This is a genomic window from Rhizobium sp. PEPV16 (genome assembly GCF_008919455.1).
Taxonomy (GTDB): domain Bacteria; phylum Pseudomonadota; class Alphaproteobacteria; order Rhizobiales; family Rhizobiaceae; genus Rhizobium; species Rhizobium leguminosarum_Q.
Map to the genome: position 1 here is coordinate 1 of NZ_VSZV01000220.1, position 14,207 is coordinate 14,207.

Consider the following 14,207-nt stretch of genomic DNA (forward strand, 5'->3'; position numbering starts at 1 on the left):
GGCGCCGAAGCCCAGAACCTGGAAAGGGCGCGACACGTCTCAAGCACCGGCCGCCGCCAGCGCATCCTCCGGCGTCATGCCCTTATGAATGACGAATTTGAAGGCGCGTGCGGCCATGGTCGTATCGCCGTGTCCCCAAAGGTTGCGGCCGACGACCGCGCCTTTAGCTCCAGCGCGCAATGCTTCCGACGTCTGGACGAGCGCTCCGAGCAGCGTATCGGTCTTCGGGCCGCCGGCGATCACGACAGGAATCGGGCAGGTCGCAACGGTCTCGCGGAAGGACTCGAAATCGCCGGTGTAGCCGACCTTGATCACGTCGACGCCGGTCTCGAAGCCGATGCGCACCGCGTAAGCGATTTCATCCGGGGTGAACACGATCTTGCCGCCGTCGGAGAAATCGCGGGGATAGACATGGGCGACGACCGGCATTTCGAAGCGGGCGGCGGCGTTGACCGTATCGGTGAGCCAGCGGATATACTCCCCTTCGGTGGCGCCGCGCACGGGAATGGCGACAGCCAGAGCGTCCGCGCCATAACGCACAGCATCTTCCGGGGTCGCAATGAGCTGACGAATGCGATCGTCGGCGGTGAAGCAACCACCCTGAATGACGAGCGCTGCCTTTCCGGCATATTCCGACCACAGGTGGCGCGCCGCGCCAGGCTGTATGCTGATGTAGTCGGGGCCTCCCGCCATGACGCGTCTGAGCGCACCCGGCAGGTCGGCAAGCCCGCCCTCACGCACATTGCCATAACCGACAAAATGATCGACGGCGCCTCCGAACAGATGACCCGATGGGTTGGAGAACAGGCGTGCGAGGCGGACTTTGGTTCCGAGACCCATGGCGATACTTCCTTTTTGATTGCGGGCTTTGCGATTGCCGGCGCCGATGCTGAGGAAACCCTAACTCGAAAACAAACAAATATTCAATATTTCGATTTCTTTCGTTTTTACATGGATGATGAATTTTTGACGTGCATTTTCGTCATCATGCGGCTATTTTTGTAGCAAGAGTCGTATGATAGGGCAGCGAGCTTTCGTTTTTCACAAGTCGCAGTGTCGCAAAATAACAGCAGTCGGGATCACATATGCTTGCAGAGCAGAGGCGGCAGCAGATCATGCTGGAACTTCAACGGGTCGGGCAGGCACGCACCCGCCAGCTCGCGGAATTTTTCGAGGTCTCGGAAGTGACGATCCGCTCCGATCTCGAAATCATGGACGCCAAGAAGCAGCTGATCAAAACACATGGCGGGGCAATCGCCCTGCCGTCCGACTCGCCGGCAGCGGCCTTCGAGGAACGCATGCAGCGTAATTTCGATGCGAAGCGACGCATTGCCCAGATGGCTGCGCGACAGATCATCGATAACCAGTCGATCGTCTTCGACAGCGGTTCGACGCTGCTGCAGGTGGCCATGCAGATGCCCCCGGTCAACAACGTCGTGGTTGCGACAACGGCAATGAACATCGCCCAGCATCTGATGTACCGGCCAGGGCTCGACGTGCACATGATCGGCGGCCGCGTGTTTCCGAGCACCGTGAGCACGATCGTACAGGATTCCGACAAGGCGGTCGGCGGCCTCGTCGCCCACCAGGCTTTTGTCGGCGCCCACGCGATCGATCAGGCCTTCGATGTCGTCGATGTTTCCGAGGACGTGGCGCGGACCAAGCGCAATCTGGTTCGCATGGCCCGGCGTGTCGTCCTTGTGGCGGATTCGAGCAAATTTGACATCGGCGCCTCCTCCAAAGCCTTCTCGCTGTCGCGCGTCGACCTGATCATCACCGACAGCAACATGCCGCACAGCATTCGCCACCGGCTGGACAAGCTGGGCGTGGAGGTTCGCTACGCGTGACCTGCAGTCCACCTGTCCATTTCAGAAGAGATCCGGGAGGAGCGTCGGCGCCGACCGATGGCTTCGGCCGACGCCGGGGAAAACAAGATGGGCTAGAAGCCCAGACGTCGGAGCGTTTCGCGGTTCGCGCGAACGGCGGCTGCAGGATCGGTTCCGGCATGGTTCGATTCTTCTTCCACCACGATCCAGCCGATAAAGTTCGGCGCATCCTGAACGGCCGAAATCACGGCAGGCACGTCGCAGACGCCTTCGCCGAGCATCGCCCAGACCCCGCCGGCATCGACGTCCTTCAGATGCACGTAGCGGATACGGTCCCGGTAGACCGCCAGCGTATCGTCGATCTGCTGGCCGCCACGCAGGATATGGCCGGTATCCGGCACCCATCCCACTCCTGGATCCAAGAGAGCAAACAGGCGATCATAGTCGTCCCTCGTGAAGAGCAGCGTGTTGTGGTGCGAGGAAGGATGAACGGCAACGGTAACGCCAGCCGACTGTCCGATCTCAGTCGCACGATTGTAGCACTCGGCCGCAATGGCGAACTTCTCATCGCGCGGGCCATCCGAAACGACCGTTGCCGACCCCATCGAGACCATCGTATCGGGAAAGTTCGCCGCAAAATCGACCCATCGCCGCGCCGTGTCGAAATCGGAGGCAATCTTTTCCGCCACCGTGAAGCCACTGGCGGAGCCGAAGGCAAAGGAAACCAGCGCCAGACCGGCATCCGTCAGGGTGCGGGCAAAGTCGGCGGGCTTGAGCGCGTAGTGACCGATCATCGTGTCGGTGATTTCGATACCGGCATATCCGCCGTCGGCAATGGCGCGCACCAGATCGTCCGGACCGCCGCTCCAACCGGTACCCAGCATCTCCCAGGTGAATGTTTGGCAGCCGATCTGCAGCTCAGCATTTTTCATATCGCGGTCCTGACCTATTCGTTGATGACAGCCGATACCGGAGCCGGCGGCTTCTTCAGCGGGGATTGCGACACCAGCGTCTTGCCATTACGTAAGGTCAAATGTTACCGTGCGTCAATATATTTTATTCCTTGCGATTAAATGTAACGCCCCTCAACCCTTCGCACCCGCAACGGCAAAATCAGGTTCTTAGATGGCACAGACCAATAGTATGAAACTCAGGATCGGCGTTGTGGGATGCGGCAATATTTCGCTCGCCTATATGCGCAACGCGCCGCTGTTTTGCGGCGTCGAAATCACCGCCTGTGCAGATCTCAACGCCGACGCCGCCAAGCGTCGCGCGGCGGACTTCAATTTGCGCGCAGCTGATGTCGATAGCCTCATTGACGACAGGACCATCGACCTCATCCTCAACCTGACGATCCCGGCTGCGCATTTTGACGTTTCGATGCGGGCTCTGTCGGCAGGCAAGCATGTCTTCACGGAGAAGCCGCTCGGCGTCACGGCCGCCGAAGGACGCCGCTTGGTGGATGCCGCAGCCGCGAAGGGCCTCATGCTCGGCTCGGCGCCAGACACGTTCCTCGGCGCGGCCGGACGCCATGCCCGGCGGCAGATGGAAGCCGGCGCCATCGGCAAGCCGGTGACCGGGACAGCCTTCATGATGGGGCGTGGCATGGAGCACTGGCATCCGGATCCCAGCTTTTATTACCAGGCCGGCGCAGGCCCGCTCATGGATATGGGGCCTTATTATCTGACGATGATGGTCAATCTGATGGGGCCGATCCGTCGTGTGCAGGCCGTCGCCACAAGCGGGCAGGAAGAGCGGCTCATCACGGCGGAGGGACCGAAGCAGGGCACGACGTTCAAGGTCGGCACGCCGACCAGCGTGCTGTCGCTGCTGGAATTCGAGTGCGGTGCGACAGTCACCTTCGGCACCTCCTGGGACGTATTCCGCCATTCCAACCACCCCATCGAACTCCACGGAACCGAAGGCTCGCTGCGCCTGCCCGACCCCGACAATTTCGGCGGCTCCGTCGCGCTCTCCAGCCGCGGCACGCCCTGGCAGGAAACGGATACATCAGGCGAACTCTTCGGTGCGGTCAACTGGCCGATCGCAGCGCCTGATCGTGCCAACTATCGCATGCTTGGTCTTGCCGATCTCGCACGCGCAATCATCGAAGGCCGTAAGCCCCGCGCTTCGGGCGATCTGGCACTGCACGTGCTCGAAGTCATGGAAGCGATTCTGCGTGCCGGCGAAACCGGTATCGCGCAGACCATTTCGGGTACCGTCGCGCAGCCGAGGGAATTGCGGGAAGACGAAGCGAGGAGTTTGCTCAAATGACACAACTGGATGAATCCGCCAAACGCGCGCTTGCATGGCCGGGCGATCCGGAAACGCCGGTCGAGAGTTGCACGCCGGCGCTGGCGCGGCAGCAATATCTGGATAGTTTCGCAGCCATTCAACGGCCGCTCGAAGACGTGGTGGAGATCCTGGAAAGGCATGCAGGCGCAATCAGGTTGAAGATATGGCGCGGCCGCGCTGCACCGCGCCAGGGCGCGCCGGCCTTGCTTTATCTCCATGGCGGCGGCTTTGTGATCGGCGCGCCGGAAACCCATGAGGATATCTGCCGAACGCTTGCCAATATGGCAGGCGCCGTCGTGGTTTCGCCCGACTATCGCCTGGCCCCGGAACATCCCTTTCCTGCTGCCATTGACGACTGCGCCGCCGCACTCGTCTGGATGACGGAGCAGGCTGATGCGCTCGGCATCGATCCCTTGCGGGTCGTCGTCGCCGGCGATAGCGCCGGCGGCAATCTGGCCGCCGTCGTCGCCCTGCTGGCGCGGGACGGACAGGTGCCGCCTGTCATCGGACAGGTGCTGATCTATCCGGTGACCGACCAGTTGCAGACGAGCGACAGCTACTCACGTTACGAAGAGGGTTTCGGCCTGACGGCAGCCGCGATGAAATGGTTCCGAGACCACTACCTGCCGGACGCCGCGAGCCGGTCGGACTGGCGAGCCTCGCCGCTTAACGTAGCGTCGCTGGCGGGCGTGGCGCCGGCCATGGTGATCCTTGCCGGACACGACGTGTTGTTCGACGAAGGGGCCGCTTATGCCGAGCGGCTCAGCGCCGAGGCGAAGGCAACGACCCGGATCTGGCCCGGGCAGATCCATGGCTTCGTATCGAAGAGACGGGCCATTCCGGAGGGGCAAGAGGCCCTCGAAGCCATCGCAACGGGATGGCGCGCTATGGACACAGCGCTTGCCCGTTAACGCGGAAGCTCGTGCAGGCCTCAAGCCGACTCGCGCATAACAAGCGTTGCCTCGAGGATTACCTTGTTCGTCACAGGGGTCGTTCCATCATCCTCGCTCTCGATATGCGCGAGCAAAAGCTCCACGGACTTCGCGGCGATCTCCGGCGCGTTCTGGGCCATCGTCGTCAACGACGGACAGGTATATCGGCTTAGCGGGTGGTCGTCGTGCCCGGCGATGCGCACGTCGCAAGCGTCGTTCCGGCCGATTTTCAGTCCCGACGCGAATGCGGCTGCCATCGCGCCGAAAGCAAAGCGGTCGTTGGCGCATAGCAGCGTTTTGCCCGGAAGACCGCCCTTTGCAAGAAATCTCTGCATCTGCTCGTATCCGAGACGCTCGAATTCCCAGGAAGGCGGCGCGTCGCAATCGATAACGAGCGGGGAATGCCCTTCCCTCGCCATGGTCGCGCGGTAGCCCGCCTGCCGCTCGCCGGCATTTTCGGTCATATGCGGAATTTCCAGGAATATCGGCGGCTCACCGGACCGGCAGAGATATTGCACAATGGCTGCCATGCTTTGCGCGTTGTCGTTGCCGACATAAGGAAGGTCAGCGTCGGCAGGATTGTCGAAGCAGACGACGGGGATGGCATCCCTCAGCCTTTCCAGCGCTGAACGGCGCGAACCGGCTCCGAGCGGCGCCACGATCGCACCCGCGACCTTCAGCGAGAGCAAGGTCCGAACGGCCTCCGCCTCCAGCTCCGGCCGCGTATGCGAAGAAATCTGGACAGGCCAGAATCCCTTTTCGCGCAACTCCAGCTCGATCAGCGACACGACCTGCACATAAAAGGGATCCGACATGGTCGGGACCAGAATCCCGATATTCCTGGTCCGCTTGCGATTGAGATGCCGCGCGAAAAGGTTCGGCTCGAAATGCGACTTCTTGAGAGCCGCCTCGATACGCTTGCGGGTCACCTCCTTGATCTGCGAGGGATCATCGAAATATTTCGACAAGGTCGGACGCGATACGCCGGAGGCGCTCGCGAAGTCGTCCATCGATTTATAACTTTTCTTGGCCATTCAATTCCTTATTGGCGGGAAGACGACAACTGATCGGGAACGATTTCGCACTCAACGGTGGATCAGCCGACGCGCCAAATCACGCATTCGGCAATTTGTACAGGTCAGCTTCGTTTTCCGGAATCGTCGAAAATCCACGCATAAACCGGCGTGATCCGTCACTTTTTGTGCAGGCTCTGCCCTCCCTTTCGAAAATCGAAATATTCCCTCCATTTGCGACTTGTGCAGCCTGCGCCGCGTGGTTGCAAAAGGCGCTTGTTTCGGCACCCAAAATTCGAAAATTTGCAATGAAGAAGCCGGGTGCCACGCTTTTCATTTTGTTGGGTAAACTTTCATTTGTTTACGAAAGTAAAGAAAAAATGCGTCACAAGCAATACAAATGCTGCAGAAAAACACTGATGATGTCAATCAATTTTATGATTTTTTATCAATGATTTAACGCATCACGCGCCGTGAATGCCAGCCTCCCAGCTTTTCCTGATCGCAGTTCTTCATTGACAGACAGGGGCGTCAGGGAACCTACTTTGCCTACGATCTTGAGGAGGATCGATTAACTGACAATCTTTGGGAGGCACAAATGAATATCAGAAAATTCGGCGTGACGATGCGGGCTGCCGTGGCGGTATGGGCGCTCTGCGCCACATCGGCGTTTGCCGACACCACCATCGAGTTCATTCAATGGTGGGAACCCGAAATGCCGTCGGGCGCTCTGCGCGGCATCATGAACGATTTCGAAGCCAAAAACCCAGGCATCAAGGTGACGCTGGTCAGCGGTCCCTATGCCACAACGCGTGACCAGATCGTCGTCGGCGCAGCCTCCGGAACGCTGAGCGACGTGGTGGGCCTCGATGGTGCCTGGGTAAACGGGCTCTCCAAGCAGGGCGCAATCGCCTCCATGGACGAACTGATGGAGAAGGCGAAATACGACAAGAGCCAGATCACCGACATCGTCAAGATCGATGGCAAGAGCGTGATGTTCCCGCTGGCATCCTTCGTCTACCCCGTCTTCGTCAACCTGGATATCGCCAAGGCCGCCGGCGTCGACAAGCTGCCGGCCACGCGCACGGAATTTGCCGAAGCCGCGAAGAAAATGACCGACGCCTCGAAGAACCAGTACGGCTGGGTCCTGCCGCTATCGCTGCAGTCTCCGAGCGGAATCCAGAACGACGTCATGTCCTGGGTCTGGGCCTCCGGCGCCTCGATGCTGAAGGACGGCAAGCCTGACCTCGAAAATGAAGCCGTCGTCGGCACGCTCGACTACATCGCTTCCCTCAACAAGGAAGGCGTTATTTCTCCCGGCATTTTTGCCAAGAAGGAACAGGACAAGGTCGAGGAATTCGTCAATGGCCGCGTCGGAATGATGGTGGATTCCCTCGCCCATGTGAACCTCATCCGCGAGCGTAATCCGAAGCTCAATTTCGGCATCTCCGCCTTGCCGGCCACTGACGGCTACACCGGCAAGCGCGGCATGCCCTATGCCTCCTGGGGCATCGGCATCAGCGAGGGCAGCCAGCACAAGGAAGAAGCCTGGAAGCTCGTCGAATACCTGATGAGCCCTGACGTCAACGGCCGTCTCGTCTCGATTGCCAATGCCTTCCCCGGCAACGTCCATGCCAAGCCGGACTTCGTGGCCTCGGACCCGATTTTCGCGGAAGCCTTCAAAATCTTCCAGAGCGGTTATCCCGCGAACGAATTCGTCGGCCTTCCGGTTGCCGAAGAGCTGATGCGCGACATGAACGTCGAAGTTCAGAAGATGTTCGACGGCGGGCAGTCAGCCAAGGAGGCAGCTGCCAATACCGAGAAGGCTTGGCTGGCGAAGTTCTAAACACGTCGCTTTCACGGATCACCGGCAGCGCAACCAGGCGCTGCCGGTGCAAGTCGTCAAATTTCGGCAGAATAGAAAGTCACAGCTCATGAATCATTCGGCTACGGCTCTGGTCGCCGCGCAAGCCAAAGCGCGAAGAAAAGGATGGCTTCGTTACAGCACCTTGAGGAAGCTGGTGCCGTATTTCTACGTTTCGCCGGCGACCCTGCTGCTTGTCCTGCTGATGCTGTTTCCCATGGTGATGGTCTTCAAATATTCACTGATGGACGGCGCCATCATGAAAAAGGACGCTGCCTTCGCGGGCGTCCAGAATTATATCACGATCTTCGAGAATCCGGTCTTCTGGCAGTCGGTCGTGCAGACGCTTTATTTCACGATCATGAGCGTCATCTTTCACTTCATCATCGGACTGGCCTTCGCGCTGCTGTTGAACACCAACCGCGTCGATCCGCTCATTCGCAGCATCCTGCGCGTGCTCTTCATCCTGCCCTGGCTGTTCACGGCGGTCATCATCGCCATCATCTGGCGCCTGCTGCTCGACCCGAACGGCGTCGTCAACAGCGTGCTGATGGCGCTCCATATCATCAACTTCAAGGTCGAGTGGTTCTCCTCGACGCGCACCGCCATCCACGCTTTGACCTTTGCAAATATCTGGGCAGGTTATCCGCTCTACATGGTCAGCCTGCTCGCCGGCCTCCAGGGCATTTCGAAGGAGCTCTACGAGGCAGCCGGTATCGATGGCGCCAACGAAATCCAAAAATTCTGGTACATCACCATTCCGCAGCTGATGCCGATCATCATCAGCATCGCGCTCCTCGATTTCATCTGGACGATGCAGGTTTTTCCACTCGTATGGATGACGACGGGCGGCGGCCCGATCTATTCGACGGAAGTGCTCTCCACCTTCACCTACAAGCTCGCCTTCTCCCAGTACGAATTCTCGCTGGCTTCGGCGAGCGCGATGATCATCCTCATCATCTCGATGAGCGTCACCTACTTCTACATCAAACACCAGCAGCGCAGGTGATCGCCATGGCAAAGCGTTCCTTCAAGAGCTCGGTATTGCCGACCATCCTGACCTATCTCGGCCTGGCGATCGGCCTTGTCTTTTCGGCCTTTCCGATCGTGTGGATGTTTTTCAGTTCGCTGAAGTCGAATACGGAAATCTTCGCCCTTCCGCCGCGGCTGTTGCCGGATGATTTTACCGTGGCCGCCTATCTGACGATCTTCAACGATCCAGTGAAAGTGCGGTTCTTCATCAACAGCTACTTCGTCGCCGGCGTCGTCACCGGCCTGACCCTGGTCGTCGCGATCGTAACCGCCTACGGCTTCAGCCGCTATCAGTTCCGGTTCAAGAACACCTTGAACATCTTCATCATCAGCACCCAGACCGTTCCGCCGATCACCCTTCTCATCCCCTATTTCGGAATGGTGGTCGCCTTCAGGATCTTCGATACTTATCTGGCGCTGATCCTCACCTACATGGTCTTCACGCTGCCTTATGCCATCCTGCTGATGACAGGCTATCTCAACACCCTGCCGAAAGAGCTGGACGAGGCCGTCTTGGTGGACGGCGGTTCAAGCTGGACGGCGCTTTGGCGCGTAATCGTTCCCGTTTCCATCCCCGGGATCGTCGCCACCGCGGTCTACACCTTCCTGCTGGCCTGGAACGAATTCCTCTTTGCGCTGACGCTGACAAAGTCGATGGACCTCAGAACCGTGCCGATCGGCATCCAGCTTCTGATGGGCCAGCACGCCTTCGAATGGAACGAGATGATGGCGATGAGCGTGCTCGGTTCCCTTCCCCTTCTGGTCCTTTACCTGGTTGCTCAACGCTACTTCCTGGCAGGCATGACCGCCGGCTCAGTCAAAAGCTGACGAGACGTCTCAGAACCTGCGCCAGCCGCGTCCAAGATGGTTTGGGCAATATCGGCAAAGCCAAGCCCGGCGGGCTGCGAAGAGACCCATTTCGGCGCGTATTGCAATTGTGAAAGCACCGGGATGATGTTGTTGACCCCGAAGGAGTTGCGGATAAAGCCGAACATTGGCGCATCGTTTCGAGAGTCGCCGACAAAGGCGGTAACGGCGGGAGTTTCAGCCGAGTCGATACCGAATATCTCGGTTAGAACGCGTTCGCTCATCGACCGCTTGTTGTAATCCCCGATCCACGTGTTGATGTGAATGGAGCTGATCGCAACCGTTCCGCCAATGGCGCTTATACTGGACGCGAGGTCCTCGACCTCACGCCGGTCGTGACCCTGGATATCGATCGCGACGTCCGCCAGCCGGAAGACCTGATCGTGGGCAATTCTGAAGGTCTTGCTCCCCTGAGAGAGCAGCTCTTTGATTGCCTGGAGATGCTGGCCCTGGCGTTCAGCCTGCAGGGTGGCGTCCTCCCAATAGTCGAAGACGACTGCGCCGTCCTGACGGGTGACACAATATGCGCCACTTTCGCCGATGACCGCGGCTACCGGCCAGGCACGAACGATATGTTCGCACCATCCGGCGGAGCCGCCCGTGACCGGCACGATGGCAATGCCCGCCCGGCTGAGATCCCAGAGAGCTTCGTAGGTTTGCGGCAGTAACTTGCCTTCGGTGGTCAGCGTATCGTCGATGTCGGTGAACAGATAGCGCACATCCTGCAACTCACGAACTGATGGCGCTAGGTCTACATAGCTCATGTCATATCCTCGCTGCATGTGACCACGTCCAAGCCGCTCTCGGCGAGAGCATTGGCGGCGGCCGCTTCGCCAGGCAGCCGATCGGTGTAGAAACGGGTGAGTTTGCTGAATGGCGCCACACGCACGGAAGCGTTGCGCGTCCACTTGCTGACGTCCGCGGCCAGGATCTGCGTTTGTGAATTCTCCAGCAGGGCATTGGTGATCTGGGCTTCGCTGTAGCTGAAGTCCATCAGTCCGTTAAGCGGGCTCAACGCGCCTGCGCCGACGATTGCGTAAGTCGCATAGAATTTTTCGACGAACCTGATCACATCCGTTCCGACCACGTCGCGGTCATCGTGACGCAAAAGACCGCCCGTCAAATGGACCTCGACGCTCGGCGCGTCGCACAGGCTCAAGGCGACGTGGATGTTGTTGGTGATCACCGTCAGGCCCTGATGATCACGCAGCGCCTCGGCAACGAAGCGAACCGTACTGCCGATCCCGAGAAACACTGTCGCGTCTGCACCTATATCGGAAGCGACACGCTTGGCGATAAGCCGCTTGGCGCGCCGATTGAGCTGGGCGCGAGCATTGAGCGAGATGTTGCTGCCTTCGACCGGCAGATCGACGCCGCCGTGAAAGCGGCGCGCGTGCCCGAGATCGCATAATGCATTGATATCGCGCCGGATCGTCTGCGTCGTCAGATCGTATCGACGTGCCAGTTCCTCGATGTACTGAACACCTTCCGTCTCGATCAGCGCGAGGATCTCACGTTGCCGGCTCGATATGATCCGCTGCCCCATCGCCGCTCCTTACCTGAGGTAGAGACTGGGGTCGTCTGTTATCACACCGGTCAAACCCACATCCCAAAACGATGCGAGCCGCCCGGGATCGTTGCAGGTCCAAGCCCGTATCTTGATGCCACGACGAACAGCCTCTTCGAGAAACCCGATACTCAGAACCTTGTAGTCGAGATGGATGGTCTTTGCGGGAATCAACCGAAGGACATCCAGCCAATCCGCAGGCAACTTGCTCCACAGCATGGCGAGTTCGTAGCTTTGATCGATCTCGTGCATTCCCTTCAGCGCAGCGGCATCAAAGCTCGAGATCATGATCTTGGTATGCTCTGCCCGCGCCTTCAGGTGTTGATCAACGACTTTGACCAGCTGGCCGAGTGACTTGTGATGGGCATGCTGCTTGATCTCGACATTGGCGTTGAGGCCGAGTTCGCCCAGCGCCGAAACAACGCGGGCCAGCGTCGGCAGTGGTTCGCCTTTGAATTTCGGGCTGAACCACGAGCCGGCGTCGATGGCGTCGAGATCCGACGCGGTGAGGTCGGCAAGATTTCCCTTCGACGACGAACAGCGATCGATGGACACGTCGTGGATGACGACCGGAGTACCGTCTGCAAGAAGTGCAACATCGAGTTCGACCCACTCCGCGCCTTGTTCGGCGGCCGCCCGGAAAGCGGCAATGGTATTCTCGGGCGCAATGGCAGAGGCGCCCCGATGCGCCTGCACCTCACTGCGTCTCGGGCCGGATCGCGGCTCTACGGTCGTCATCGTCTCATCTCTTTCGTCGTCGTCTGCGGTGGGATGGAGAAATAATAAATCGGAGTCAATCTGTGCGTTTTCCGGTATCGCTGTTGAAAGGATGCATCGCGCCGACACGTGCGAAGACGTCGATATTCGCATTCTCGGCAAAATCCGGACGACCCGGTACGGTCAGGACGACCGTCTGCTGACTCCCTCCCAATCGCACATGCAGATGGCTTTCTCCCCCGATTGGCTCGAGCAATTCGACCGTTGCATTGAGACGAACGGAAGGCTCTACCGGTTTGGTGACAAGCAAAGCGTCCGGGCGAAGGCCGACCATGTCGGTGCCGGCGGGCAATGCCAGGGCATTTGCGCTGTCGGCTGCCCTGAGGACGTCGATCGGCACGAGATTCATAGGCGGCGAGCCGATGAAGCTGGCAACAAACAGGCTCGCCGGGCGATCGTAGACCGCCACGGGCGTGCCGACCTGTTCGACAAGTCCTCCATTCATCACGACCAGCCGGTCTGCCAGCGTCATCGCTTCAAGCTGGTCATGTGTGACGTAGATGCTGGTGGTCTTCAGGCGCCGTTGCAGCCGGCGTATTTCAACACGCATCTGCACCCGCAATTTGGCATCGAGATTGGACAAAGGCTCATCGAAAAGGAAGGCGGCCGGCTCACGAACGATGGCGCGCCCCATCGCAACACGTTGGCGCTGCCCGCCGGAGAGTTCGCGAGGTTTACGATCCAACATCGGCCCGATCTCGAGGATCTCGGCCGCCTCCGCCACGCGGCGGTTAATTTCCGCCCGTTCGGTACCGCGATTTTTCAAACCATATTCGAGATTTCCGCGTACGGTCATATGCGGATAAAGCGCGTAATTTTGAAAGACCATGGCGATATCGCGGTCGGCCGGTTCTGCCTTGTTGACATTGCGGCCGGCAATCTCGACATGACCCTCGCTGATAGTTTCCAGCCCCGCAATCATACGAAGCAGGGTTGATTTGCCACAGCCGGAGGGGCCGACGAGGACGATGAGTTCGCCGTCTGCAACAGACAGGTTGATACCCTTGACCGCCGGAACGGCACCATAATTCTTCTTGACGTCGATGATGTTGATCGTTGCCATTTCACTTCTCCGTTTCGACCAGGCCTTTGACGAAAAGGCGTTGCATGGCGACGATGACGAGGACGGGTGGTAGGGCAGCCAGAATGGCGGCTGCCATCACAAGGTTCCAGCGCGGCTCGGCATCGGCAACCGCTGCCATGCGCTGGATTCCCATTACGACGGTATAGAAGCTCTGGTCGGTCGTTATGATGAGCGGCCACAGATACTGGTTCCAGCCGAGCACAAACAGGATGATGAACAACGCGGCGATGTTGGTGATCGACAGCGGCAGCAGGATATCGCGGAAGAACTTCATCGGCCCCGCCCCATCGACACGGGCAGCCTCCATGAGTTCGTCAGGGACTGTCAGAAAGAACTGGCGAAACAGGAAGGTTGCGGTTGCCGACGCGATCAGCGGAATGATGAGGCCGCCGTAATTGTTCAGCATTCCAAGGTCGGCGACGACTTTATAGGTCGGCACGATGCGCACCTCCACCGGCAGCATCAGCGTGATGAAGATCATCCAGAATGCCAAGGTCCGGAACGGAAACCGGAAATAGACGATGGCGAAGGCCGAAAGGATCGAAATAGCGATCTTCCCGACGGCGACGCCAACCGCCATGATCAGCGAGTTGATCATCATCGGCCCGATCGGCGGCGCCCCGGAGCTTGTCATTCCCGATGACAGCATCGTCGAATAGTTCTCGATGATATGGCTTCCCGGTGTCAGCGGCACGACGCCTGACAGGAAGTCGTTTGGGCCGTGGCTCGATGCGATGAACGCCACGTAGACCGGAAATACGACGATGGTGACGCCGATGATGAGGACAAGGTGCGCCAGGAAATTCAGGAAAGGGCGATTTTCAACCATCCTCGGGATTCCTCAATATTGCACGCGGCGTTCGATGAAGCGGAATTGGACCGCGGTCAGAGCGATGACCATCACCATGAGAATGACCGACTGCGCCGCCGACGAGCCCAAATTCAGTCCG

14 protein-coding genes and 1 pseudogene are annotated in these 14,207 nt (G+C 59.2%); 6 read left to right on the forward strand and 9 right to left on the reverse strand.

The annotated features are described in order from the left end of the window. Window positions 1–39: 39 nt before the first annotated feature. Window positions 40–840: a class I fructose-bisphosphate aldolase gene (locus FY112_RS07060; RefSeq protein ID WP_094088162.1), complete on the reverse strand. Its 801-nt coding sequence runs from the start codon at window positions 838–840 to the stop codon at window positions 40–42. Between the two features lie 245 nt (window positions 841–1,085). On the opposite strand from FY112_RS07060, the gene FY112_RS07065 reads away from it, so the two are divergent. Continuing rightward, window positions 1,086–1,847 (forward strand): DeoR/GlpR family DNA-binding transcription regulator, encoded by a 762-nt coding sequence (locus FY112_RS07065; RefSeq protein ID WP_003550157.1) that lies wholly within the window; start codon window positions 1,086–1,088, stop codon window positions 1,845–1,847. 92 nt (window positions 1,848–1,939) lie between these two features. Here the strand turns inward: FY112_RS07065 and FY112_RS07070 are convergent, their stop codons facing one another. After that, window positions 1,940–2,758 carry a sugar phosphate isomerase/epimerase gene (locus tag FY112_RS07070; RefSeq protein ID WP_131620145.1) on the reverse strand — a complete coding sequence of 273 codons (819 nt, stop codon included), beginning with the start codon at window positions 2,756–2,758 and terminating at the stop codon, window positions 1,940–1,942. 193 nt (window positions 2,759–2,951) lie between these two features. On the opposite strand from FY112_RS07070, the gene FY112_RS07075 reads away from it, so the two are divergent. After that, window positions 2,952–4,100: a Gfo/Idh/MocA family oxidoreductase gene (locus FY112_RS07075; protein WP_131620146.1), complete on the forward strand. Its 1,149-nt coding sequence runs from the start codon at window positions 2,952–2,954 to the stop codon at window positions 4,098–4,100. Next, a complete protein-coding gene (locus FY112_RS07080) occupies window positions 4,097–5,032 on the forward strand; it encodes an alpha/beta hydrolase (RefSeq protein WP_131620147.1) in 936 nt (311 codons plus the stop codon). Before FY112_RS07075 ends, FY112_RS07080 begins: the two co-directional genes overlap by 4 nt. 20 nt (window positions 5,033–5,052) lie before the next feature. Here FY112_RS07080 and FY112_RS07085 read toward each other — a convergent pair whose 3' ends face one another. Continuing rightward, window positions 5,053–6,087 carry a LacI family DNA-binding transcriptional regulator gene (locus FY112_RS07085; RefSeq protein ID WP_151518060.1) on the reverse strand — a complete coding sequence of 345 codons (1,035 nt, stop codon included), beginning with the start codon at window positions 6,085–6,087 and terminating at the stop codon, window positions 5,053–5,055. 577 nt (window positions 6,088–6,664) lie between these two features. Between FY112_RS07085 and FY112_RS07095 the strand changes: the two genes are divergently transcribed. The 3 genes from FY112_RS07095 to FY112_RS07105 all read left to right on the forward strand — a co-directional run bounded on the left by FY112_RS07095 (window position 6,665) and on the right by FY112_RS07105 (window position 9,790). Next, complete coding sequence (locus tag FY112_RS07095; RefSeq protein ID WP_094088167.1) at window positions 6,665–7,912, forward strand: sugar ABC transporter substrate-binding protein; 1,248 nt, start codon at window positions 6,665–6,667, stop codon at window positions 7,910–7,912. 88 nt (window positions 7,913–8,000) lie between these two features. Continuing rightward, window positions 8,001–8,939, forward strand: a complete 939-nt coding sequence (locus FY112_RS07100; RefSeq protein ID WP_094088168.1) for a sugar ABC transporter permease — start codon at window positions 8,001–8,003, stop codon at window positions 8,937–8,939. A gap of 5 nt (window positions 8,940–8,944) precedes the next feature. After that, window positions 8,945–9,790, forward strand: a complete 846-nt coding sequence (locus FY112_RS07105; RefSeq protein ID WP_094088362.1) for a carbohydrate ABC transporter permease — start codon at window positions 8,945–8,947, stop codon at window positions 9,788–9,790. Here FY112_RS07105 and FY112_RS07110 read toward each other — a convergent pair. From FY112_RS07110 to FY112_RS07135, 6 genes and pseudogenes are all read right to left on the reverse strand, one after another. After that, window positions 9,748–10,593, reverse strand: a complete 846-nt coding sequence (locus tag FY112_RS07110) for an HAD-IIB family hydrolase (RefSeq protein WP_094088169.1) — start codon at window positions 10,591–10,593, stop codon at window positions 9,748–9,750. The two genes, FY112_RS07105 and FY112_RS07110, sit on opposite strands and share 43 nt — an antisense overlap. Next, on the reverse strand, window positions 10,590–11,375 hold the full coding sequence (locus tag FY112_RS07115) for a DeoR/GlpR family DNA-binding transcription regulator (protein ID WP_094088170.1): 786 nt from the start codon (window positions 11,373–11,375) through the stop codon (window positions 10,590–10,592). Before FY112_RS07115 ends, FY112_RS07110 begins: the two co-directional genes overlap by 4 nt. A gap of 9 nt (window positions 11,376–11,384) precedes the next feature. Then, window positions 11,385–12,134 (reverse strand): glycerophosphoryl diester phosphodiesterase, encoded by a 750-nt coding sequence (locus tag FY112_RS07120; protein WP_094088171.1) that lies wholly within the window; start codon window positions 12,132–12,134, stop codon window positions 11,385–11,387. Between the two features lie 55 nt (window positions 12,135–12,189). Beyond that, complete coding sequence (locus FY112_RS07125) at window positions 12,190–13,236, reverse strand: sn-glycerol-3-phosphate import ATP-binding protein UgpC (RefSeq protein WP_094088172.1); 1,047 nt, start codon at window positions 13,234–13,236, stop codon at window positions 12,190–12,192. A 1-nt stretch (window position 13,237) separates the two neighbouring features. After that, on the reverse strand, window positions 13,238–14,086 hold the full coding sequence (gene ugpE, locus FY112_RS07130; protein ID WP_151518061.1) for a sn-glycerol-3-phosphate ABC transporter permease UgpE: 849 nt from the start codon (window positions 14,084–14,086) through the stop codon (window positions 13,238–13,240). Between the two features lie 12 nt (window positions 14,087–14,098). Then, window positions 14,099–14,207 (reverse strand): annotated as a pseudogene (locus FY112_RS07135) (glycerol-3-phosphate transporter permease); the annotation flags it as partial.